This window comes from Bradyrhizobium sp. (genome assembly GCF_016213215.1).
Taxonomy (GTDB): domain Bacteria; phylum Pseudomonadota; class Alphaproteobacteria; order Rhizobiales; family Xanthobacteraceae; genus Bradyrhizobium.
Window position 1 is genome coordinate 1 of sequence record NZ_JACRAW010000006.1, and the last position, 22895, is coordinate 22895.

The 22895-nt window shown below is 60.7% G+C and carries 24 protein-coding genes and 1 pseudogene; 14 read left to right on the forward strand and 11 right to left on the reverse strand.

The genetic code is table 11. From position 1 onward, the window contains the following. Nucleotides 1-20: 20 nt before the first annotated feature. The 5 genes and pseudogenes from HY852_RS00795 to HY852_RS00810 all read left to right on the forward strand — a co-directional run. A pseudogene (locus tag HY852_RS00795) lies at nt 21-1070 on the forward strand (vitamin B12-dependent ribonucleotide reductase); the annotation flags it as partial. 207 nt (nt 1071-1277) lie between these two features. Then, nucleotides 1278-2225: a toll/interleukin-1 receptor domain-containing protein gene (locus HY852_RS00800; protein ID WP_291601723.1), complete on the forward strand. Its 948-nt coding sequence runs from the start codon at nt 1278-1280 to the stop codon at nt 2223-2225. After that, on the forward strand, nt 2218-2376 hold the full coding sequence (locus HY852_RS27880; RefSeq protein ID WP_367116302.1) for a zinc-ribbon domain containing protein: 159 nt from the start codon (nt 2218-2220) through the stop codon (nt 2374-2376). The genes HY852_RS00800 and HY852_RS27880 overlap by 8 nt, the downstream gene beginning before the upstream one ends. A gap of 190 nt (nt 2377-2566) precedes the next feature. Then, complete coding sequence (locus HY852_RS00805; RefSeq protein WP_291601727.1) at nt 2567-4033, forward strand: P-loop NTPase fold protein; 1467 nt, start codon at nt 2567-2569, stop codon at nt 4031-4033. Nucleotides 4034-4521: 488 nt separating this feature from the next. After that, complete coding sequence (locus HY852_RS00810) at nt 4522-4767, forward strand: hypothetical protein (protein ID WP_291601729.1); 246 nt, start codon at nt 4522-4524, stop codon at nt 4765-4767. A gap of 106 nt (nt 4768-4873) precedes the next feature. Here HY852_RS00810 and HY852_RS00815 read toward each other — a convergent pair whose 3' ends face one another. Continuing rightward, nucleotides 4874-5170, reverse strand: coding sequence for a cytosolic protein (locus tag HY852_RS00815; RefSeq protein ID WP_291601732.1), 297 nt, complete (start codon nt 5168-5170; stop codon nt 4874-4876). A 290-nt stretch (nt 5171-5460) separates the two neighbouring features. Then, nucleotides 5461-5730 carry a DUF2312 domain-containing protein gene (locus HY852_RS00820; protein WP_291601735.1) on the reverse strand — a complete coding sequence of 90 codons (270 nt, stop codon included), beginning with the start codon at nt 5728-5730 and terminating at the stop codon, nt 5461-5463. Nucleotides 5731-6081: 351 nt separating this feature from the next. Here HY852_RS00820 and HY852_RS00825 point away from each other — a divergent pair, with 351 nt between their 5' ends. Both HY852_RS00825 and HY852_RS00830 read left to right on the forward strand, forming a co-directional pair. Beyond that, the gene (locus tag HY852_RS00825; protein WP_291601737.1) at nt 6082-6255 is read left to right on the forward strand and encodes a hypothetical protein; all 174 of its coding nucleotides are present in this window, start codon (nt 6082-6084) and stop codon (nt 6253-6255) included. Between the two features lie 250 nt (nt 6256-6505). Then, nucleotides 6506-6859, forward strand: coding sequence for a zinc ribbon domain-containing protein YjdM (locus tag HY852_RS00830; RefSeq protein ID WP_291601739.1), 354 nt, complete (start codon nt 6506-6508; stop codon nt 6857-6859). A gap of 100 nt (nt 6860-6959) precedes the next feature. On the opposite strand, the gene HY852_RS00835 is transcribed toward HY852_RS00830, so the two are convergent. Continuing rightward, a complete protein-coding gene (locus tag HY852_RS00835) occupies nt 6960-8357 on the reverse strand; it encodes an NAD(P)/FAD-dependent oxidoreductase (RefSeq protein WP_291601742.1) in 1398 nt (465 codons plus the stop codon). Nucleotides 8358-9835: 1478 nt separating this feature from the next. On the opposite strand from HY852_RS00835, the gene HY852_RS00840 reads away from it, so the two are divergent. After that, entirely contained in the window at nt 9836-10669 is an 834-nt protein-coding gene (locus HY852_RS00840; protein WP_291601744.1) for a hypothetical protein, read from the forward strand. A 60-nt stretch (nt 10670-10729) separates the two neighbouring features. Here the strand turns inward: HY852_RS00840 and HY852_RS00845 are convergent, their stop codons facing one another. Beyond that, nucleotides 10730-11116: a hypothetical protein gene (locus HY852_RS00845; protein ID WP_291601747.1), complete on the reverse strand. Its 387-nt coding sequence runs from the start codon at nt 11114-11116 to the stop codon at nt 10730-10732. Nucleotides 11117-11559: 443 nt separating this feature from the next. Further along, nucleotides 11560-12036, reverse strand: coding sequence for a type II 3-dehydroquinate dehydratase (locus tag HY852_RS00850; RefSeq protein ID WP_291601749.1), 477 nt, complete (start codon nt 12034-12036; stop codon nt 11560-11562). A gap of 302 nt (nt 12037-12338) precedes the next feature. On the opposite strand from HY852_RS00850, the gene HY852_RS00855 reads away from it, so the two are divergent. Then, complete coding sequence (locus HY852_RS00855; RefSeq protein ID WP_291601752.1) at nt 12339-12791, forward strand: hypothetical protein; 453 nt, start codon at nt 12339-12341, stop codon at nt 12789-12791. A gap of 165 nt (nt 12792-12956) precedes the next feature. On the opposite strand, the gene HY852_RS00860 is transcribed toward HY852_RS00855, so the two are convergent. Together HY852_RS00860 and HY852_RS00865 are read right to left on the reverse strand one after the other, a co-directional pair. Further along, nucleotides 12957-13202, reverse strand: a complete 246-nt coding sequence (locus HY852_RS00860; protein ID WP_291601755.1) for a hypothetical protein — start codon at nt 13200-13202, stop codon at nt 12957-12959. 178 nt (nt 13203-13380) lie between these two features. Further along, a complete protein-coding gene (locus HY852_RS00865; RefSeq protein WP_291601757.1) occupies nt 13381-14304 on the reverse strand; it encodes a hypothetical protein in 924 nt (307 codons plus the stop codon). 1358 nt (nt 14305-15662) lie between these two features. Here HY852_RS00865 and HY852_RS00875 point away from each other — a divergent pair. Beyond that, entirely contained in the window at nt 15663-16166 is a 504-nt protein-coding gene (locus tag HY852_RS00875; RefSeq protein WP_291601759.1) for a hypothetical protein, read from the forward strand. Nucleotides 16167-16474: 308 nt separating this feature from the next. Here HY852_RS00875 and HY852_RS00880 read toward each other — a convergent pair whose 3' ends face one another. Continuing rightward, nucleotides 16475-16672, reverse strand: a complete 198-nt coding sequence (locus HY852_RS00880) for a hypothetical protein (protein WP_291601760.1) — start codon at nt 16670-16672, stop codon at nt 16475-16477. A gap of 361 nt (nt 16673-17033) precedes the next feature. Here HY852_RS00880 and ftsH point away from each other — a divergent pair, with 361 nt between their 5' ends. Next, nucleotides 17034-18875 carry an ATP-dependent zinc metalloprotease FtsH gene (gene ftsH / locus HY852_RS00885; protein WP_291601762.1) on the forward strand — a complete coding sequence of 614 codons (1842 nt, stop codon included), beginning with the start codon at nt 17034-17036 and terminating at the stop codon, nt 18873-18875. Nucleotides 18876-19196: 321 nt separating this feature from the next. Here ftsH and HY852_RS00890 read toward each other — a convergent pair whose 3' ends face one another. Then, on the reverse strand, nt 19197-19373 hold the full coding sequence (locus HY852_RS00890; RefSeq protein WP_291601764.1) for a hypothetical protein: 177 nt from the start codon (nt 19371-19373) through the stop codon (nt 19197-19199). Between the two features lie 163 nt (nt 19374-19536). Further along, nucleotides 19537-19731: a hypothetical protein gene (locus tag HY852_RS00895; protein ID WP_291601766.1), complete on the reverse strand. Its 195-nt coding sequence runs from the start codon at nt 19729-19731 to the stop codon at nt 19537-19539. A gap of 754 nt (nt 19732-20485) precedes the next feature. Here HY852_RS00895 and HY852_RS00900 point away from each other — a divergent pair. Then, on the forward strand, nt 20486-21064 hold the full coding sequence (locus HY852_RS00900) for a DUF3592 domain-containing protein (RefSeq protein WP_291601768.1): 579 nt from the start codon (nt 20486-20488) through the stop codon (nt 21062-21064). Nucleotides 21065-21085: 21 nt separating this feature from the next. On the opposite strand, the gene HY852_RS00905 is transcribed toward HY852_RS00900, so the two are convergent. Then, a complete protein-coding gene (locus HY852_RS00905; RefSeq protein WP_291601769.1) occupies nt 21086-21760 on the reverse strand; it encodes a sensor histidine kinase in 675 nt (224 codons plus the stop codon). A 208-nt stretch (nt 21761-21968) separates the two neighbouring features. Here HY852_RS00905 and HY852_RS00910 point away from each other — a divergent pair, with 208 nt between their 5' ends. Next, nucleotides 21969-22187 carry a hypothetical protein gene (locus HY852_RS00910; protein WP_291601771.1) on the forward strand — a complete coding sequence of 73 codons (219 nt, stop codon included), beginning with the start codon at nt 21969-21971 and terminating at the stop codon, nt 22185-22187. Nucleotides 22188-22294: 107 nt separating this feature from the next. Continuing rightward, a complete protein-coding gene (locus HY852_RS00915) occupies nt 22295-22864 on the forward strand; it encodes a hypothetical protein (protein WP_291601773.1) in 570 nt (189 codons plus the stop codon). Nucleotides 22865-22895 lie beyond the last annotated feature (31 nt).

The window sequence follows — 22895 nt, forward strand, 5'->3', positions numbered from 1 at the left end:
CCTCGGGGGACGTCTGCTAGTCGGCCTACATGCTGTCGTGGAAGCTCGCGCTCAAGGCTAACGCGCTCGACCGCGACGGCTCGAAGCTGTCGCAGCCGCTCAACTCCCAGCTCATCAGCGACGATGAGGACGAGGACGATGCAGTCGAGCAGCTGTTCGAGAAGCCGATGGCCGCGCGTGCCGCCCAGGTCTCCGAGAAGGTGGTCGAGAAGCTCGTCGAGCGCATCATCGTGATGCGCGAGCGCGAGAAGATGCCCGACCGCCGCAAGGGCTACACCCAGAAGGCCGTGGTCGGCGGACACAAGGTCTATCTGCGCACCGGCGAATATGACGACGGGCGCCTGGGCGAGATCTTCATCGACATGCACAAGGAAGGCGCGGCGCTACGCTCCTTCATCAACAACTTCGCGATCGCGGTCTCGCTCGGCCTGCAATACGGCGTGCCGCTCGACGAATATGTCGACGCCTTCACCTTCACCCGCTTCGAGCCCGCGGGTCCCGTGCAGGGCAACGACTCCATCAAGTACGCGACGTCGATCCTCGACTACGTCTTCCGCGAGCTCGCGGTAAGCTATCTCTCCCGCTTCGACCTCGCCCATGTCGATCCCAACGAGACCGGCTTCGACGCGCTCGGCAAGGGCGTCGAGGAAGGCAAGGAGCCGACCCAGCAGGCGGCGAAATACCTGTCGCGCGGCCTGACCCGCTCGCGCACCGATAATCTCGTCGTGGTGCGCGGCGTGCCGCAGGGCGGCGACGCCCGCAGCGGCGGCAACGTCACCGCCCTCTCCTCCCACGGTGCCACCTCCCGCGCCGGCGACGCGGTCGAAGGCGCCGTCGCGCTGAAGCAGGAAGCGCAAGCCGACCTCTCCCCGACCGAGAAGCTCGAGGCCCTATGGAGCAAGGCCGGCACCGCCATGACCGCCGCCCCGACCAAGGCCGAACGCCGCGCCGAAGCGAAGGCAAAGGGCTACGAAGGCGAGATGTGCTCCGAGTGCGGCAACTTCACGCTCGTCCGAAACGGCACCTGCATGAAGTGCGATACGTGCGGGTCCACGACGGGGTGTTCGTGAGGGGGCGCTGAGGAGGACGACGACGAAATCGTCATGCCCGGGCTTGACCCGGGCATCCACGAAAGGGCGGCCAAGAGGCCGCCCTTTTTCTGGGAACATATCCACAGTTGTGTTACAAAACCTTTCTCCTGATGCTTGAACAAGGAACAAAACGGGCCCATAAACGGCACATCCGTTCACCCCAATGATGCTGTCCCGCAGCCCAAAATGGCGAAAGCATTCATCTCCTATTCCCATCGGGACGAAAAAGCGCTCGAGCGTCTTCATACGCATCTCGCTACTCTGCGTAGGGAGGGCTCAATCTCTGCATGGTACGATCGAGAGATCCTCGCTGGCGACGACATTGATCGAAAAATCGATGCCGCACTCGCTGAGAGCGAGATCTTCCTGGCCTTGGTAAGCCCCGACTTTCTCGCGTCGAACTACTGCTATGAGCGCGAAATGGCGAGCGCTCTTGAGCGCCACGCCGACGGTTCGTTGCGTGTGGTCCCAATCATACTTGAACCGTGCGACTGGAAATCCACTCCTCTCGCGAATCTTAAGGTGTTGCCGAAGGACGGGAAGCCGATCTCAACATGGACGAACGAGAACGTAGCGTATCTGGATGTAGTAACTGAATTGCGCCGCATTACGTCAATCCAGACAGCCAACACTCCGCAAGAGGGAACCCGTGGGCAACGGCCAATCCCTGCAAAGCGCGAAGGGCGGCGATATCGGATCAAGAAAGAATTCGATTCAATCGATCGGGACGAGTTTCGTCACAAGTCCTTTGAGACGATATGTGAGTTCTTCCGCGCCTCGATCGACGAGCTTAACGAAATCGGCGAGTTGATAAGGGCGAGATTCGAACGAATCAATGGATCCGCATTCTCCTGTACGATCCTGAACAAGGCGAGCAGCAAAGAGGCGCATATAACAGTCCGGGCTGACGCCGGAGAGCATCTCGGTGGAGAGATGTCGTTTTCATTCGCGCGACGAGCTTCACCAAACACGGCCAATGGCTTTGTCCATGTCGAGGCGAACGACTACGAGCTCTATCTGCGGCTCGACAATTTCGCATCTAGGGGCCGAGACAAAGAAGCCCTGTCGGCCGAACAGGTGGCAGGTGAACTATGGCGCGAGTTCACTTCCCACGCGGGGATTGATCATGAGTAAGAACCTCACCTACCAGTGCCTGAACTGCGGCGAGAAATTCATTGCAAGCATACTAAGTGAACAAGAACAACGGGAGTATCGAGAACAGAAGCTTCCTTATAAACCGGTAAGATGCCCGAAGTGCGGACGATCCGACCTCAGGCAGCAATAAAGTATTACAATGAGTGATTTCGCGTCCCCTGAGTTGAGGCGGAGCGCTTATTACCAAAAGGTAAGTCTGGCCGGATTAGCGGACGCGATCACATCGGCAAACGTCGACAGTAGTCGTCAAATATCCCCCATCCCCACGGAACGCGCGTTCTGTAAGTTTGAACGAGAACGTAGTTAGGCAACCCCTCCATATGACAACGATTGAAGATAAAGCTTGCGACACGTGGGCGGAGGATCGCCTGGGCCGGGCCGAAGATGCCACCTTTCTGAAGTCCTTTCTCTTAAGTCGAGTGAACGAACGCAAGCAATCTAAGCTTCCATCATCCTACGTGCTCAATATCGATGCTCAATGGGGACAAGGTAAGTCCTTCTTTCTATCGAGGTTCGCTCGGATGCTGCGAACAGATGGCTTCCTTGTCGCCGAGGTGAACGCCTGGCAGGACGATCACGCCGATGATCCGCTTCTTTCTGTGATGGACGCCATCGACCAAGCCGTGGCACCCTTGGTGAAGCGTGAAACGCGCGCTCGCGATCGTTGGAACGAAGCCAAACGAGCTGGCGCGGCGATTGCTGTTGCCGCCGCGAAAGGAGCGACCGTCCAAGTAGCAAAGCGAGTAATCGGGTCCGGCATGGACGAAATCGGAAAGATTCTGTCGGGCGAAGGTCCGAATCTGGACAAAACAGCGGAAGATCTCGCAAAATCCTTTGGCGATATCATTGACGAGCAGGGGAAGGCTCTCTTGGCTACCTTTCGCGAGGGCAAACGGACCATTGCGCGATTTCGACAGAGCCTAAGTGAATTCCTTGAGGTGGCTGCTTCAAAAAATCAACCTTTGCCGCTCTTTGTCCTAATCGACGAACTCGATCGATGTCGGCCTCCCTTCGCAATTGCGATGCTTGAACGAGTCAAGCATCTCTTCGAAATGGATCAGGTTGTGTTCGTAGCTGCCACTGACACCGTGCAGCTCAGTTATTCCGTCAGTGCAGTTTATGGCGCCGAGTTCAATAGCCAAGGATATCTGGCACGCTTTTTCAATCGAACCTACTATTTTGATCGCGTGTCAAAGAAGGATTTTCTGGAAGGACTCTTTGCCAAAATGCCTCTAGACCCAACAAAGATCTCTCTTCCAGCACAGACGAATCTGGCCACTTACTTGAGTGAAGGGTTTGACTTTTTCGGACTTGCACTTCGAGACATCGAGCAAGTCTACGACATCCTCCGCAGCGTAACGACCGCCTGGAGCGGTCGTCTTAAAATCGAGATTTGTCTGTTGTTTCCAATCGCTGTCGCTCACCAACAACGGTATCCGGTTGCATTTGACGGCGATTTTGCCGCCGCGCTCAACAGACTTAGCCAAAAGCTCGGTGGTACCGCTACATGGACAATCAAATTTGGCTCAGATGATTACGGACGTCAGTCCGAATCGATTCCCGCAGTAATGTTGGCTACTGAATTCGTCAAACAATCAGAGCGGGGTTTGAATAAGATCAACCACGAAGTAACGGCAATGCACGCCAAGTGGGTTGTCCAACGTTTATCGGAGGAGTTTGCCATCGACTATGGAAATACATATCAAACTGGTTCCAAGCCGGAGTCGATAATTCGTCGATATCCCGATTTTGTCCGGAGCGCCGGCAGATTGATTCATCGCCACTAGCTTGCCTTGGACCCGTCCCGCCAGAAGCGATACGCATCAGCTGCTACAAATGGACGGAGCTATGGGTCACGCTAACCCGCCCTACTCACTGCAAGGGTCTTCACAAGACTTTTCAAGGGTGTCGCACATTCGAGTAGGCTGAGGTCATGATACGAGCCACCCGTTATGGAATTTGCTCTTGGTTAAGGATTACGGTGACAGTGCACTTAATCTGCCGATGGGTGAAGTGTAGTTTGGTGCACTGTCACCGTAAGCCGGGCGTAAGCAGGACAGTAGGCCGGATCAGCCGAAGGCATAATCCGCCTTTCGTTTGCAACAAATCGGCGGGTTACGGTGGCGCTAAACCGCCCTACGCGCTTGATGCTTTAGGGGCGATCAGCCCGTACGATGGGAGGGGCATACCCGCACCGCGCCAGCAAACCATCTGGAGCTTCAAGATTGCAGCCAATGGTTGCGCTGCCTATATCAGCCCTAGAGGACGCCGACCGATGGGCGAATTGATAATTAGTGTTCTACAGGTCGTTGGCCTGTTCACCGGAAGATGGTTGCTGCCGAAGGTGTCAGGCGGCCGGATAATCCTTATGCCGGATGATGCTCCGATCGGGTTGTTTCCCCTTGCTCCTTATGCGCGGTTGCCTAATGGCAAGATCGGCGTGGATGGTGTTTTCGTCGGCACGCTACTAGCGATGCTTTTCCTGATTGCTATGGTTGGATTGTGCTGCCTAATTCTTTAGCAAGCCCGTAGGATGGGTGGAGCGAAGCGATACCCATCAATTGCGGTGGGCAAACGTCAACGGGTTCCGCAACGGCTCACCCCACCCTATCCAAGGCAAGACCAGGTCACGGCTGTTCTTGCAGGATCGGTGAACCGAGTTCATCGAAACGAAAGAGCTGAAAGATCCGCTGGCCGTTGAAGTCGAGGATTCTCAAATCATCCGTCTCGCGCAGATTGCTCTCGACCGCCTGAAAATGCCCGCCGTAGCGCTCCCTGGCGAGCGACAATGGAACCTCAAGCGCGACGAACTTGCCGATCCCTTTGTCCTTAAGCACCTCAAGGAGTTTCTGATTGTGTAAGGACTCGTGCGACGTGAGGATGAGCAGCGGACCGCTCGCCGTGAGCAGCAAAAGCGATTTCATCGGACCCTCCTTCGCGGTTAGACGGAACTCACGCGTCATCTCCGCTTTAGGTAGGATCGGTTGAGCGCTCGCGAAACCCATCACCTCTGCCACTCGGCAGCAGGCGCAGGGCGATTGGCGTAATCCGCCGTTTACGCAGCCCTTAGTATGGGTGGAGCGAAGCGATACCCATCACTTGCGCCGCACGAAGATGGTGGGCTTCGCTAGCGCTCCACCCACCCTGCGCGCTCGAAACACAGTGGCGGGTTACGATAACGCTAACCCGCCCTACTCACATCATGTCGATTACGTCACGCCGCCTTGGCGACCTTCTCCGGCTGCTCCGCTTCCATCGCCCGCATATAGAGATCGAGCAGGGTTTCGCGCTCGTCGCGCTCGTCCTTGTCCTGCTTCCTCAGCTTGATGATCTCCTTGAGGATCTTCACATCGAAACCCTCGGCCTTGGCTTCCGAGAAGACTTCCTTCTTCTGCTCGTTCAACTCCTGCAATTCGGTGTCCAGGTTCTCGATCCGCTCGATGAAAGAACGAATACGCCCGCCGGGAATGGTGATGTCAGACATGGTGCCTCTTTGCTGAATGAGGTCGTGAAAATGACCGCAAAGAAATTGCCAATGTCTTAACCGAACAGCTCCGGCGATGCCGCGCTCGCGCGGCCGCATGCCGCTCCGCGCAGTCGGCCAATTCAAATCACAATAATTTGCAGAGCACTCCGCAGCCGTAGGATGGGTGGAGCGAAGCGATACCCATCATCTACGTTGCGCGGAAGACGGCGGGTTTCGCTTTGCTCAACCCACCCTACGCGCTCCGGATAGCCCGTAGGGCGGATTAGCGCTAGCGTAATCCGCCGTTACGGATTTGAGGCGGTGCAACGCGGCCTGCCATGGTCGGCTCTGCGCGCTGGAAGGATCACCATGAACGGAAATCGGTACTACGGGGTTCGGGTCGAGGGCGCGAAATATGGCGTGGGCTTCGGCTCGGCGCTCGCCATCGCGATCTCCTACACCAACAACCATTCGATCCTGTGGGCGATCATCCACGGCATCCTGGGCTGGCTCTACGTGATCTATGTCGCGCTGTTTCCGTGATATCTGCGCGTACGGTGGACCAGCGGAAGGCGTAATCCGCCACTCCCGCGCGCACAAGTCGAAGGGTTACGCTCCACTAACCCGCCCTACGCCCTGCGCGCCAATCCCGGACATCCACGGATAGAAAGGAGTGGCCGCAAGGCCGCCCTTCTTTACCGCTGCTCCCCGCTCATCGCGGCGAGCGGATTTCTCTTGATTTACCCGAACTCGACCCTACGGTGCGCCGCATCTGGAAAGGACGAGGCCGATAATGGACGACGCAATGAAGTGCCCGAAATGCAATTCCGAGCATGCCTATCAGGATCGCGATCTGTGGGTTTGCCCTGAGTGCGCCCATGAATGGAGCGCTTCGGGCGAAGCGTCCGCGGAGGCCCCGGCGGATGAGACGGGCGTGCGCGATGCCAATGGCAATTTGCTGACTGACGGGGACAGCGTCATCGTGATCAAGGACCTCAAGGTCAAGGGATCGTCCTCGGTCGTCAAGGGCGGCACCAAGGTCAGGAACATCCGCCTGCAGGAAGCGACCGACGGCCACAACATCGCCTGCAAGATCGACGGCATCGGAGCGATGAATCTGAAATCGGAATTCGTGAAAAAGGCGTAGCCCGCAGGATGGGTGGAGCAGAGCGATACCCATCAACCGCCACACACGGAAAGTGCGATGGGTTTCGCGTTGCTCAACCCATCCTACAGCTCTGCCGCCCTCACCGATGTGCGCCCGCCCTTAGTCCGTGAATCGATACGACGCCGTCGGCCGGTGTCGGGCGCCTGCGCAGCACGCGCGCGATGACCGAGGGACGGAACAGTGCGGCTGGCGGATCGATCATGTGCATGACGCGATAGAAGGCGAGCGCGAGAGAGGTATCGTCGGCGCATCGCTCGTGGAGCCGGCCGGTGTACCAGTGAATCAGCGCCGTCCCCCAGGGACGTTCGCCCATGGCCTCCTCGTGCCGGAAATCCTCCCCTGTCGTCGGCCCCCACGCGCTGTCGATGATGCCGACGATCTTTTTGTGGAAACACGCGGGCAAGCCATCGAGACCGGCCCCTTGGCGGGTTCGCTCCCGCAGGAGTTCGTCGAGCACCATTGCCTCGCGTGCACTGACCGTCATGCCCTGGCCGTAGATCGGATTGAAGCTGCACGCTGCGTCTCCCATGATCAGGAAGCGCTCGGGAAACGGCTTCACGCCATCATAATGGCGGCGAATGTTGGCAGGAAACTTGTGGGTGGCAATCGGCGTCAGCGGTTCTGCGGCCGCGATCGCCTGATAGACATCCGGCACCGCAAGCGTTCGCGCAAACTCCAGATATCCTGCTTCGTCGGTCGGCGGCTGCACGCCGTGCAAACCGCCGAGCGTGACGAGCCAGCGATTGCCTTCGACGGCAAATACGGCTGCCATCTTCTTGTCGGCGGCACGGGGCGAGATCATCAAAGCTTTCCAATCTCTCCTTCCAGCCCCCGGACGATAGAGCCTCGATGCGTACATGACGTCGACCTTCACGATCGACTCGGCGGGCCTGCGATATCCGTAAGCCTCGAGCCACTGGGGAGCGTGCGAGCCGCGCCCGCTGGCATCGACGGTCAGGTCGGCGGTCAACAGCGAGCCGCCATCCGCCTGAGAGCGAATTTGAACGCCGGTGACGCGGTTGCCACCGGGATCGAAGGCAAGCCCGTCAACGGCGGCCTCCAGGATGCGCACATTCGGCAGGACGCGCACGCGTTCGGCGATGTGCCATTCCAGGAACGGCCGCGTGAGCAACGTGCCGCCGATGCCGCTGTCGAAACGCGCCTTCCAGACTCCGAAATGATGCCAGTGGAAGTCGCGGCCCATGTCACCGGGAGCTGCGCCGCCGGCCACGAGCGCGGGGACCAGGTCAGGAAAGAGCCGGGACAGGATCTCCTGGCCCTTTGCCAGCACGCCATGCACGTGGTTGCCCTGGGGTACGCCTTTGCGCGCCTTCGGCTCCGTTGCGATCCCGTCACGCTCGATGAGGGTGACGCTCTCGAAGTGATCGGCCAGGACGCGCGCCGCGAGCAGGCCGGCCATTCCTCCGCCGATGACAATGGCCTGTTGTCTTGCGTCAGAAGAATTCCTGTGAGCCATCTCACCCTCCCTTGCGAACCGCTGACGAGCACGGCTGAGCGGCAACATCCGCTCCGGCGGCTGATCGCTGCTGTGGCGGTGATCGAGCGTGCAGCTTAAGCGTTGCCGGCTCGGGCGCGTGTGAGACAATTCACATCATGCAGGACAATCGAAGTTCCGCCGAACGTAATGCCGGTTCAGAAGGCCGTAGGGCGGATCAGCCGCAGGCGTAATCCGCCGCTCACGTGCGACAAGTCGGTGGGTTACGCTGCGCTAACCCACCCTACACACTACTCGCTACTCGCTGAATCGGCCGTTTGCCTCGTCGTTGCGAGCGAAGCAAAGCAATCCAGACTGCGTCCGCGGCGACAGTCTGGATTGCTTCGTCGCTGTCGCTCCTCGCAATGACGCGCCTGATGACCTCAGATGTTGGCTGTGGCAGCACGTAGGGCGGATTAGCCGAAGGCGTAATCCGCCACTCACGTGCGACAAGTCGGTGGGTTTCGCAAGCGCTCAACCCACCCTACGCACTACTCGCTACTCGCTACTCGCTGAATCGATCGTTTGTCTCGTCATTGCGAGCGAAGCGAAGCAATCCAGACCGCGTCCGCGGCGACAGTCTCGATTGCTTCGTCGCTGTCGCTCCTGCAATGACGCGACTGATGACCTCAGATGTTTGGCTGTGGCAGCAACGGGTTTCGCAGGCTCAACCCACCCTGCTGCCTGCCGGCGCTCAATCCACCCCGCCTCGTCGGGCAAATCACCCTGTCAATCCCCGTCGGCAAAAATATTTCTCTTTATCCGAATTCGGATTTCACGTATACGCATCTCGTCCCGCCCGACACGAGGGGCGTATCGCGATCGTCACGAAACGCGGGCCGGGATGCGGTGGACGCGGGTGCGTCGGCGCGATGTGTGAACCACGGGGCGGGCTTCCGTGAGTGGTTCGCCGCGCGCGGGACGAACGGCGCAAACGCGTACGGCAAAACCGTGTGGTCCTGGCTGCCGTTGCTGCAGTCAAGCCTGTGGAGGCAGCGTCGAACCGACCGGTTCGACGAGCCGTCAATTCGCGGGCGACGGAGGCAAGAACGAATTCGTCTCCGGGGAGATCACGGCATAAGCCGTAAGACCACTGCGCAGGGAAGGCCGGGATGTCCTCGGCTGTACCTGTGGTTTTCCTGCTGTGCATCGTGTGCACTTTGCAGCACAGCAGGCCATGGGTGCAGCGGGCACCCGGCCTTCCCTGCACCCTCTTCCGGCAAGTCTTCCGGCAAGAGGGTGATAAGGACAGCACAACTCGGGCGCATGGCGCCGCGGGAATGCGGTGTCATGTCCCCTCGGCTCTTGAAAATTGATCGGAGAAATTCTCGGGCCGTCATTGAACGAGCGCAGCGACCGAAGTGCCGCGCTTCGCGCCGGTCGAAAATTCCGCTTGAACATTGTTCAATTTTCGCCTACACGCATATTTGAACAATGTTCAAATTATGATGGAGCCGGAAATGCAAACCTCCTTCTCCCCTCTGGACGCCCGGAGCAGCGGCTCGGGCCTGCCTATGAAGCCGTGGAGCAAGCACGCACCGACGATCGTCACCATCGGCATCATCGTGATACTGGCGGTGCACGGACGCATCGCGCAGCCGGTCCACTACAACGAATTCGCCGACCTATCGGTCGTCTTCGGTATCCACCGCGCAGCCGACGTCCTTTCCAACGCTGGATTCGCCCTGGTCGCCGTCTGGGGCTGGCTGACCCTTCGGCCCAGGCGCGCCAGCGACCAATTGCGCGCCGGATGGCCCGGCTACAGGCTGTTTCTGATCGGACTGTTCCTTACCGCTTTCGGGTCTGCCTTCTACCACCTCGCCCCCGACAACGTCCGCCTGATCTGGGACCGGCTGCCGATCGCCCTGGCTTGCGCCGGCCTGCTCGTCGGAGTCCGCGGAGACACCCAGCCGGGATTGAAGACCGAAATCGAAGCGATCGTTCTCGGGTTTTTCGCCGTCGCCAGCGTCGCGTGGTGGGCCTACACCGACAGAAGCGGCGCGGATGACCTGCGACCGTACCTGCTGTTGCAGGGACTCCCGCTCGTCCTCATCCCGCTATGGCAGGCGATCTATCGCGCTCCGGGCACCGATCGCATCGCGTTCGCCGGCGCGATGGTGCTCTACGTCCTGGCCAAGGTCGCCGAGGTGCTCGACCACGAGATCGCGAACGCTCTCGGCTTCGTCAGCGGACACACCTTGAAGCATCTGATCGCGACGGCGGCCACGGCCGCCGTCGTCTGGGGATTGACCCGGCGGTTCTCCGCCCAGAGACGGTCTGGCAATGCTGAATGATCGAGACGCTCCTACGCGGCCCTGGTCCGCGCAAAGCGCGCGATCACCCCACCCAACGCGCTATTTGATCGTCGCGTTCACAGTGATTACCGACGTGCCGGAGGCCGTCGGCCCCTGACCCGTTGCCTTGATGACGAACGTATCGCTTCCCTTATATCTAGCCTTCGCCGTGTATTCGAAAGTCGAAATGTTAAGCCTTTTCAACTTGCCGTGTGCCGGCTTTTGAGAAATCTCCGAGGCATTCACCGTGCCGCGCATCCTGATTGGAAACAGGCAACTCCCCCCGGACACGAGGTCAATGTGGCCGGTCGAGTTCTCGCCCCAATCCGCTAGCGTTCCTGATATTGAACAATCAGAGGCGGCCCGCGCGAAAGACACGGACATCAAGCTTGATGCTCCAACGACAAGCGCAAGAGCGGCGATTTTAGACAACCGCATAGTAGCCATGACATGCAATCCAACCCACAGCTCACGCTGCGCCGGACAGGGTAGTGCCAAACGTGGCCAATCTTGTACCTATCATGCTGATCTGTAGGAAGAGGGTCAAAAAATAGGTACCCAATCGAACCCTCCCCCGCCGAGGCGGCAGGAGCAAGCGTAGCCCGAATGAGCGCAGCGAGATCCGGGGTGTTTGATCATACCGGTCCCGGATGTCGCTGCGCTCATCCGGGCAACATCCTACCGAGTCGTTACCTCGTTTGTATCGTCCTTGAGAGCGAAGCGAAGCAACCCAGACTGCGTCCGCGGTGACGGTCTGGATTGCTTCGTCGCAGTCGCTACTCGCAATGAACGAGACTGATGACCTCAGATGTTTGGCTGTGGTCGTGATGGATTTCGCAAGCGCTCAACCCATGCTACCCGCTCCCACCCTACGCGCTTGCCGCACATCATCACCTCGGTCCGAGGCGCATCGCTGCCGGCAGGGCCGAAGGCAATTTCCCCTCGCCCTGCAGCGCGGCCTGCATGGCAACGATGTAGCCATAGGGCCCCAGCCCCGCGATCACCGCCTTGACCGCAGCCGAAAGCCTGGAGTGCCGGTGCAACTCGTCCCGCGCGTGGATGTTGGAAATGTGGACCTCGAAGATCGGCCCTTCCAAGATCTTCAAGGCATCGAACATCGCGACGGAAGTGAAGGAATAGGCAGCGGGATTGATGATCAACGCGTCGGCTTCGGTACGCGCCGACTGAATGAGGTCGACAAGCACGCCCTCGTGGTTGGACTGGTGAAAGGCCAGTTGCGCGCCGGCGAACTTGGCGAACTCCTCACAACTTGCCCTGATCGCATCAAGCGTGGTCGACCCGTAGATGTGGGGCTCGCGCACGCCCAGGAGGTTCAGGTTGGGACCGTTGATGATCATGATACGCATGTGGGCTCCATGGCTGCTTCGATGTTTCCGACGGCGAATTCATCCTCGGTATCGCCAGGATGGCACACGACCGGCCCGGCATCCAAAACGCCGCCGCGACGAGGCGTCGCGGTGAAACCGTCCTTAATCGCGGGCGCTTGCCGTCATCGGGCCCGGCGGCCGGCCGACTTGAGGCGAACATTCGCCCGGAACATTGCTCTGGCGCAATCTCCTCACCTCGCCGGCCTCCTATCTGGCAGCAAAGCAAGCAAGATCAGATCAGATCAGAGGAGATCCGGATCATGTTCCTGGGAAAGTCGTTCATGGCGGCCATCGTCGCACTCGGCCTTGCCGTGGGCCCGCCTGCCCTCGCCGCCGAGCCGCACGCGCATGGCGGCGCGGCTGCGACCGTCCAGCTCCGGCTGGACCACGGCAAGAAATGGCAGACCGACGATGTCCTGCGCCGCGGCATGAGTGAGATCCGCACCGCCGTCGCGCAATCGCTGACGCCCATCCACAAGAAGACGTTCACGCCTGCGCAATACGACGCGCTCGCGGGGCGCATCCAGACCCAAATCGACGACGTGGTCGGAAACTGCAAGCTGCCCGAGGAGGCCGACCAGCAACTCCACATCGTCCTCGAGCAGATCATCGATGGCGTCGCGGCGATGAAGGGCGCGACCGGCCGCGATAAAGGCGCCGTGAAGATCGTGCGTGCGCTCGCTCAATACGGCAAGTATTTCGACCATGCCGGCTGGCGGCCGCTGGAACATTGACCGCAAGCGTAGCCCGAGCTTCGCTGTGTGATCCTGCAAGAGAGCCGGAGGGCGGATCAACCCATCGAGTCGGCGCGAGCGCGGCCCGGCTCCGGCGCAATCCGGCCTTCGCTCGCAACGCAAAGGCGGGTTGCGCGGACGCCAACCCGCCTGCGCCCTGCCCGCTTAATCGCGATCGTCGTCGTGCCCGTGCTCATGCTCGCGAGCTTCCTTCCGCTCGTGGTGCCGTTCACGGCTTTCGTGCCAACGATGGTGGCGGGATGCGGAGACGCGCTCGGAGCCCGGACGGGAGTGTTCCGTCATCTCATGAGAGCTATCCGGGGCCGGCCTCGCCCTGTCTTCGCTCGCCTGGGCAGCGGTCATCAGTCCGACCCCGGCGAGCACGGCGGTCACGATCAAGGTCTTTCGCATTTTCCTGCTCTCCTTCGTTCAAGCCGGCCGGACCTCCGGCCGCACGCCCGAAGATGGCACAGGCGCGCTGATCCCCGCCTGTCGATCCATGTCAGCAAACTGTCAGGGAACGCAGGGCGGACGGTAAAGCGTGATCCGCCGCGCGACAAATCGGTGGGTTACGCTGCGCAGAACCACCCTACCCGCTCGCGCCAGGCCGCATCGCTGATCGGCTGACCATCAGCAGGATGCCGCCGATCTGCGGCAGCAGCGCCAGCAGGACGAGGCGAAGCATGGCGAAATCGTCGCCCGATGGCCGCAGCACGCCATGGCTGAGCCACGCGACGAGCTTGATGGCGGCGTCGGTCTGGGGGTCCGCCGTCTGCCCGACCGAGACAATCGCGGTGTCGAGGATCTGGCGACGTTCGGCGACCGCCGCCTCGCGTTCGCGGCAGAACCTGCCGACGCCGTGCCCGCACTCCCGATCCCGCGCCCACATGGCGTCGCTCAATGCCGATTGGGCCGCCGCAACGGCGGGCGTCACGCGCGCCGCCCGCGCCGCCGCAACATCGGTGATGTTGACCGACGCGAAGCCGATGCCGGCGGTGACCGCAAAGACGAGGGTCATGGCCCAAACGGCCCATCCTGCAAGACAGGTGACAGGCTGGCGGGCGTGCCAAAGCGCGGCGGCACATGACGGCAGGACCAGCGCGGCGAGATCGGCGGCAACCCCGATCGCCATGAACAGCCACCCGGCGATGTCGCTCGATCCAAGCGACCGGGCAAACCAGCCGTTCGTGATGATGCCGACTGCAGCGAGCGCGAACGCCGCGACCGCCAGGAGGATCGCGGCGACCGGCGAGCGGGACGGCGCGATGGCGCGCAACGCGACGGTCGGGGGCGGCGTGTCGGGCGATTCGGCAACGGTGCAATCCGGCGCCGGGAAGTCCGCCGGTATCAGCAGTTCGGAAGATACTGATTCGGGATCGGGCGAGGCAGCGGGCCTGGCCCTTTGCCGCTTGCGCGGCTTGGAGGCGCGGGCACGTCTGGCGCGTGAAGCGCCGCTCCTGGCCCTTTTTGGCCGATGCAGGGCGATAATGGACGCAACAGAGTCTTCAGCCATTGGAAACCGCTCATTCGGTTGCGGTGATCAGGCGCGGCGGCGTGGTGCGAACACGCTCGTCGCGCCGGTTTGATTCATGTTCGATTCACGGCGCGCGATTCATCGCAGAACGGTGACACCGTTGACGCACGGGATCAAATCGCAGGACCGAGTTCCATGGGGATAATCGCTGCGGCAATTCCTGTGGCGGTGACCCCATTGCGTCTTCCGGCCACAACAGATCGTGGGATGGGTGGGGCGAAGCGATGCCCATCAATTTTGATTTTCGTCGTGATGGGTTTCGCAAGCTCGACCCTCCTACGCGCTGCGAGCTCATTGAATTGATATTGAAGGCAAACACTAAGTCATTGTTAGCCGTACTGGCACGCACGTTCGAAAGTGAATTTGAATTTGATCCCCTGGCTGCATAACATTCGCAGCATGGCCGGCAGCATCTGGACAACTGAACAATTCACCTGCCCCGGTTGCGGGATGAACTACACTGCGACAAGAGAGGAACACCCGGACAAGCGGTCTGGTCGTTTCCGATGCAGCATTTGCAAGGCCGAAGTCCACGCCTGGTCAGGCCGTCAAAGCTTCTTTAAATGGGAAGCGATCAAGACAAAGACGCCCGTATTCGGAAGACGGTTTGGTCCGAGCGATTGGTAATTCGGGCTCGCCGCGCCGGCATTGCTCAACCTCCGGGACAAGAGCTACTCAATCGGCGCGCCGTTCGTCTCGTCATTGCGAGCGAAGCGAAGCAATCCAGCTGCGCCCGCGGAAACAGTCCGGATTTGCTCCGTTCGCTGTCGCTCCTCGCAAAGATGGGGTGGACGGCCCCCGACGGGATCAATGTGCCAGACTGGTGTTGTTGTAGCCGCGGGACCGGCGCCCGCCGGGCGAATCGCCCTGTCAACCCGCGCATGCGAAAACATTTCTCTTTATCAGAATTCGGAATTTGCCGTATATACGCCTCTCCCGCCCGATTGAAGAGGAGCGTATCGCGATCGTCACGAAACGCGGGTCGGGACGCGGTGGACGCGGCAGCGTCGGCGCGAGGCGGTCGCGCAGGGCGGGCGGAGGATTGAGCCGAACCCCGTGAGCGCCCCGGCAAAGCGCAGGACGAACGGCGCTCAATCCGTTTCGCTTTGAGGCTTGGCGCGGCTTGCCGCGCCGAAGCCCTGGCGCAGGCGGGTGGCTGCGTCCTCGAGCAGCCATCGAACGTGGTGTGGTGAAGGCCGCTCACGCAGCCAATCAAATCAAACGAACCTGTAGCCGTTTGGTGAACCGTAATCGTCCTCACGACCACAACAGATCGAGCGCCTGATCATGACCGACCGCCGGAGCGGGCCGTGGCCGCAAGCCCTGGAGAGAGCCTGATGTTTTCGAGAATCCTGACGGCCAGCCTTCTCTTGTCGATTTCAGCAACGGTTGCTTCGGCGACCGCCGTGGAGTGGACTCTAACCAAGGCCCCGCTTGAGCTGGTCGGCATGCCAACCGACCAGGGCGAGGAGCCTGACTACGTCATTCGCCTGACCTGCAAGAAGGGCGCGGTGGTCCAGATCGGCCTTGGTGCCTACAAGGATCTCGGAAATGGAAAGGCAGAGCCCTTGTCCGTGACGCTCATCAGCGCGACGCAAACCGTGGCCCTGAGCGGAAAACCAGCCCCCAGCAAGAACTGGAACATGACAGCCTCCAGCGAACTGCGGACAGAAATGCCCGTGAGCAGCATGGACAAGCTCTCGGCCGTGTTCGCTACGGGAGAGCCGATCACGGTGTCCGGCGCAATCACGGACGTGTGGACCGTCAGCGCAAAGAGGAAGAAGAAAGCGGCTCTGAAGAGTCTTTATCGGGCCTTTGGTGAAGGGTGTTCAAAGAAATAGGACCGCGGGCAACTAGCCCGCCGGATCCGCGCAGAGGCCCCTTGACCGGCCACGGCGTACTTCGCCATCGCCTACACACGTCGGCGGGTTGCGCTTCACCAACCCACCGATCACCGGGGTCCGAGGCGCACCGCTGCCGGCAGGGCCGACGGCAGTTTCCCCTCCCCCTGCAGTGCGCTCCATGTCTGCCTCGATGCCAGGATGGTCCAAGCGACGGAATGAGCAAGCGTAGCCCGGATGAGCGCAGCGATATCCGGTACCACACTCGATCATCACCCGGATGTCGCTTCGCTCATCCGGGCTACTCGCTAGGCCGCTCGCTTAGTCCGCAGACCTTCATGCGGGTGGCGACGATCACCACGTCGGTTCGACTTGCGAACATACGTGATGAATGCCTCGGGGTTCTCAAGTTTGATTTTGAGAGCCGCGAGTAATGCGTCCTCGGCTTCGATCGTGAGCGCCTTGGCGCGCGTCCCGAGTCTTAATCCGACCGTGTAAGTCGTCATGGCAGTTTCCTTGATCCGGGATTTCACCGTACCTCAAACGGCGTTCTGCCGAAACAGCAGGCGTGGCCGGATGAGCGCAGGACCGGTCGGCGGATCAGCCGAAGGCGATCACCGCAGAGGAAACGATATCGCGGCCGCTCATGGAACCTCCATGCCGCACAGATTCCGAGACATTTCGGGCCCAAATCATCAAGGCCCCGAACTCGCAGATCGGGCGCGATTTATCGCACGATGACGTGCTTGAAACCCAAGGCAGGGGTCTCCAGTTGTTCCGGGTGCGGTGCGGTGGCTTTGCGACCGCGGGCATCGTTGTGGGGGCGTTTAAAGGCGGCACTTCACCGATACCGATCGAGATTTCCACATGACCAACAACACCCGGTTCAACGTCGGCTACGCAATCGCCGCGATCTTCGCGGTCTTGTTCATCCAGTACCTGATCTCGACGGCCAACCAGGTCGCTGTGATCCCCTACAGCGAATACCAGCAGCTGTTGCGCGAAGGCAAGGTCGACAGCGTCGGCGTCTCCGATCGCACATTGCAGGGCACGCTGAAGGAGCCGCTGTCTGGCGGACAAAAGCAGTTCGTGACCACGCGCGTCGATCAGGACATCGCCCAGGAACTCGAGAAACACAGCGTCCGCTTTACCGGGCGGATCGAGAGCACCTTCCTGCGCGACCTTCTCTCATGGGTCATGCCGGTGCTCCTGTTCTTCGGCCTGTGGTGGTACATCGGCAAGCGCATGGCGGAAGGCGGGGGTCTAGGCGGCGGCTTGATGTCGATCGGCAAGAGCAAGGCCAAGATCTACGTGGAGGCCAATACCGGAGTTACCTTTGCCGACGTCGCAGGTGTCGACGAAGCCAAAGACGAGCTTCGAGAGGTCGTCGACTTCCTGAAGAACCCCACCGACTACGGCCGGCTCGGCGGCCGCATGCCGAAAGGCGTGCTGCTGGTCGGCCCGCCGGGTACCGGCAAGACCTTGCTGGCGAAAGCCGTGGCGGGCGAAGCCGGGGTGCCGTTCTTCTCGATATCCGGCTCGGAGTTCGTCGAGATGTTCGTCGGGGTGGGCGCGGCACGCGTGCGCGACCTTTTCCAGCAGGCCCACGAGAAGGCGCCCGCGATCATCTTCATCGACGAGCTCGACGCTCTCGGCCGCGCCCGCGGCATCGGCCCGTTCGCGGGCGGGCACGACGAGAAGGAACAGACGCTCAACCAGTTGCTGGTCGAGCTCGACGGCTTCGACTCGCGCTCCGGCCTGGTCATCCTCGCTGCGACCAACCGGCCGGAAATCCTCGATCCTGCGCTGCTCCGCGCCGGACGTTTCGACCGCCAGGTGCTGGTCGACCGTCCCGACAAGAAGGGGCGCATCGAAATACTGGCCGTTCACATGAAAAAGGTGCGGCTCGGAAAGGATGTCGAGCCGGAGGCCGTGGCCGCATTGACCCCGGGATTCACGGGAGCCGATCTCGCCAATCTCGTCAATGAGGCGGCACTGCTCGCGACGCGCCGTGGAGCCGAGGCGGTCAGCATGACCGACTTCACAAACGCGGTCGAGCGCATGGTCGCCGGGCTTGAAAAGCGCAACCGCCTGCTCAATCCCAAGGAGCGCGAGATCGTGGCCTATCACGAGATGGGCCACGCGCTGGTCGCGCTCTCGTTGCCGGGCGTCGATCCCGTACACAAGGTGTCCATTATTCCGCGGGGCGTCGGCGCGCTCGGTTACACGATCCAGCGCCCGATCGAAGACCGCTTTCTGATGACCAAGGAGGAACTCGAGAACAAGATGGCTGTGCTGCTTGGCGGCCGGGCGGCCGAACTGATCGTATTCGATCACCTGTCGACGGGCGCGGCCGACGACCTGCGCCGCGTGACCGACATCGCCCGAAGCATGGTGACGCGCTACGGAATGTCGGAAAAGCTCGGTAGCGTCGCCTACGACCGCGATCCCGGCAATTTCCTCGCCGGAGCCGACCGGCCCTATCCCGTTCGCGAGCGCGACTATGCGGAAGAGACGGCAGCGGCCGTCGACCGTGAGGTGAGAGCCATCGTCGACCGCGTTTTCCAGCGCACCCAGGGTATGTTGAACGCACGACGGGCGATTCTGGACCGCGCGGCGAAGAAGCTGCTGGAAAAGGAGACGCTGGAGCAGAGCGAGATCGACATGCTGATCCGGGAGATGCCGAGGGAAGGTCTGCGCGCGATTTGAACGCGACGTCTTCGCCGCGCCTTTCGAGCGCATAAGCCGTAAAGCCGCCGCGCAATACAGGCGGCCCGGCACACAGCCCCCGCCGAAGGTGTGCCGGGCCTAGCCAGTTTGCTGGTCGAGTACCGAACCGGCGTGCAGCTGTCATAACGCACGCCCGTCATCTTGAGAACATGCATGGCTGCAACACTGTCGAATTATCGTTTGCCAGTCTGGAACCACGCTCGTGGTGTGGGGCCGCGGCAAGCCTTTAGCATGAGTCAAGCGAAGTCCGGGACCACTCTCGTTCTCACCCCCGGGATGCCGCTCATCGGCGAAACTCGATCATTTCCCCGAAGACTCTGTTCCAGGCGCGTGATCGGCCGTGTCGATCTTCAGGGCCTTGAATACGTCGGCTGCGATCTGGTTCAGTTTGGCCAAACTCCTTTCAATATCGCTCTGCATCCGAGCAAGCTCACGGGATTTCTGGTACTTTCTGAATTGGAAGATCTGTGCCGTCATGGGACAATTCTCCGGGATCGGAATTCTCTCGATGCCGTGCCAGAGTAGTCGGCAAAGAAGCGACTACCTATCCGCCAATTCAGGTGGGATGATTGCACCCTTTCCGGCTACATCCGTCCCATCCACCAAACAGTCGCGGGCAGCCCCGTGACCCGCCGCACCGCTACTGAATTGGCTGATCATCGGTTGGCGAAGGCTTCTCTTGCGACGAACAGACGTCATCGGCGTCACAATCTTCTTCCGGCTGCAGCGCATGCTGATGGCGCAACGTGGACGTCCACGCGGAAGTCATCGCAGCGATCAGCAAGCGATTGACGGCCGTCATTGCGAGCTCTGCTAGCGACGAGGCGTAACTCATTACTCACTCCGTCCCGCTGATTGCGAATGACTGAATATAGGACTTGGCGTTCAGCATGACTGTCGTCCGCTTCACATTTGCGCACGATCAGTTCAGCTGCCGAGGCGATATCGCTGCCGGCACAACGAGGCGGGCCTCACATGTTCGCGAGGATCGTCCTCGCCCATGCGCAACGGCGAAGCTGTTGTCGCTGGAGCGCGCCTCCGGCGCACGCGTCTCGAAGCGCGAGGACTCGCCGCGTGTTCCGCAAGAGTGATGCCTGTCCTGCGATCAGCAAGCGTGGCCCGGATGAGCGCAGCGACCGGGACCGCCATCAGCACTCCGGATCTCGCTGCGCTCCTCCGGGCTGCTCGCTGCTTACCCGCCCTGCCCGTTGCTTGGAGCGGCCGAAGAAACTGGCTTCAGTCGAGCGAAAAGTCCGGTGGTCTGGAGGTTCCACCGGACGATCGCAAGTACAATTTGGCGCTAGAAACCTGCCCAGTGTGGTTGGCCTGCTCGGTGCCGTCTGTACGGTAAGCGACATTCGCTGCTTGCAGGCCGCAAGCAGTTGTAAAAACGACACAGCGCGGTTCTCTCCGCACTGGGTTATGGGCACAGGCACCAGCAAACGCGGTCCCGATGAGCGCAGCGAGAACCGGGATCCGGTCCATAACTTCACGCGGATATCGCTGCGCACATCGGGCTACTCGCGGACTTGCAGGATTTCCTGCAGTCGTCGCAGCATGGTAGGGATGGTGGAAATGGAGGAAGAGCGATGGCGCGCCGAAGGGCACACGCGGCAGCAAACACCGGCGGGATGGCCTTCGGGCGAAATCTCATGGTGCTTGGGACCGCCATTCTGGCGATCGGCGCCTATGGCGTCATCCAGGGTGCGATGACGTTGACGTGGCCACGCGTCCCGGCGACCATCACCAGCGCGGAGCTGTTGCGGCAGAGCGCTCCAACCACAAGGGGCGTCGGCGGCGCCAGGGAAGAGAGCTGGAACAGCTTTCATGTGCTGTATCGCTATCGGGTCGGCGATCGGGAATACGTCGCCGGAGGCGTTGAGCCTTACGACTACGGAATGCAGAACTCTGCCGGCGCGGCGAGGATGAAGGAACGTCATCCGATCGGTTCGACCAGCGATATCGCCTATGACCCGGATGATCCCGCCATCGCCTATCTGGAGCCGGGTCCGAGCTCGTTCGCGTCAGTGCTGGCCGGCATCGGGGCGTTCATTACACTGGCCGGCTTCTGGGTACGTCGCAAGGCCGCAGCAGGCATCGGCACCATGAACGAGCCGGGCGCAACCGAGGCAATCGCCAGGAGCCGCCACGAGGGCGAAGCACTCTAGTGCAGAAGGAGCCGATTGGCGTTAACGGGGCTTCTCGCTCATGATGCGCCGACCACCTTGTTGCCCAACAAGCCGGGCGCAAACGCCAAGGCTGTCATGTTCAAACAGAAGTTCGGTGCCGAGCTCCTTGGCCAGCGCTCGCATGAGCCGAAAGCCCAGCCCTCCATCCGTGGAGGGATCGAAGTTCTCGGGGAAGCCGACGCCGTCGTCACTCACTTCCACGACGAAGGAGCCATCCTCTTTCGTCTCGCAGCGGATATGAACCTTCACGGGCAAGCCCGTCGGATGTGCATATTTGGCAGCGTTTGTGAGCAGCTCGGCAGCAATAAGCGAGACGCAAAGTGCATCTCGCGGGTTGATATAGCCCTCGCACGAATTGGCGACTTCCACCTTCATCCTTCCTTGCGGAACGAGCTTGCCGATCAGTGAAGAAACTTGTTGCAGGAAATCGCCAATATCTATGCCGTTGTTGTTGGCAGCGGTCGCCAGATACTTGTGGAGTTTCGCCGTGACCTCAATGCGTGCCGTGACTTCGCTGAGCAACACGCAAACCTGGTCCGCGGTGAAGGTCTTGCCGCTCTTGCTTAAGGCCTTACGCTGAAGACCAATAACCGCGCTAAGGCTCGTCAGGTTGTTTGCTATCCGATGATCCGCCTCAGCGATGCGAACCATCCCATCTTCAGCAGAAATTGACATTTGTCGCTCCCCTCAGGGCTCAGGGTGCGCCTCATGAAATCGGCAATCAATAACGCAATAGCTAGTTCAATGAGTTACCCGGACATTCGACTGTTTCTGGGCTTTGATTGCAAAAGGTCATCATTGAGACTAATAGGTGTAGACAGTAAGAAACCTCATTCTAGGGCGGTCACGGCGCTTCAGGTCATTTTTCCAAAGGGACAGTGAGATGGGAGATCTCAACCGTGGCGAGCGCCTCCAAATCATGCTCACGCAAGAAGAGCTCCGCACGATCGATACGTGGCGTTTTCAAAAACGGATGCCGAGCAGAGCTGCCGCGATCCGGGAGTTACTCAAGCGAGGACTTGCTGCCGATGGCTTTACAGAAATCGAAGACGGCCAGAAGTCCAAGGACTTCTCCGTTCTGTCGGAGAAACCTGCCAAGTAGCTGCCAAGTAGCTCGCCGGCAATTCCGTGCTGGGTTTCAGGTCCAACTCAGCCCACCGTGAACGCTTATTCGTCGCAAGAGAGAGTTTCGGTGGAGCAGCGCGCAGGTTGAACGCGAGGAAGCCGCGCCGCGACCAATGCACGACCCGCGCGCCACTACGCCTGCCGCTTCTCGCGCTGATGAAAGCCCGCCTCGCCAAGATCCTGCTTGCCTGCGCCTTGCTGCTCGCCGCGGTTTCCTGGGCAAAGCCCGGCTATATCGATCTCGACATTCGCCTGGCGAACCAGCAGGGCGGCGGTGCGTTCTGGTGGGAGCAGCACTATTCGGAGCTCGCCTATGCCGATTCACCCGGCGTAAGCTACGTTCACCGGCAGGTCGGAACGGCCTACACGGACCGATATGGCTGGAAGACGAGCGAGGATGCGCTCGCCTTTTTTGAGCAGCAGCTCGCCACGCGCGGCTGGCGCCGGGTCGAGCCCGCCGGCAGCGATCCGTCGCTCCCGGAAAGTCGGCTGCTTTCTCCGGCGAACCTCCGCCGCTACATCAGCACTGACCGGCCGGACGCCGGCGTTCTCGTGGCGGTTTGGCCCGTCGGCGGCTCGGTCGAAGGTTTCCATGTCGTGCTGACGACGACGAACACCTCATTGCTGAAGCGCTTGTCGGCCGGCCTGGACTGAGAGCTTTGCTGTCCGATCCTGCCCGCGACGA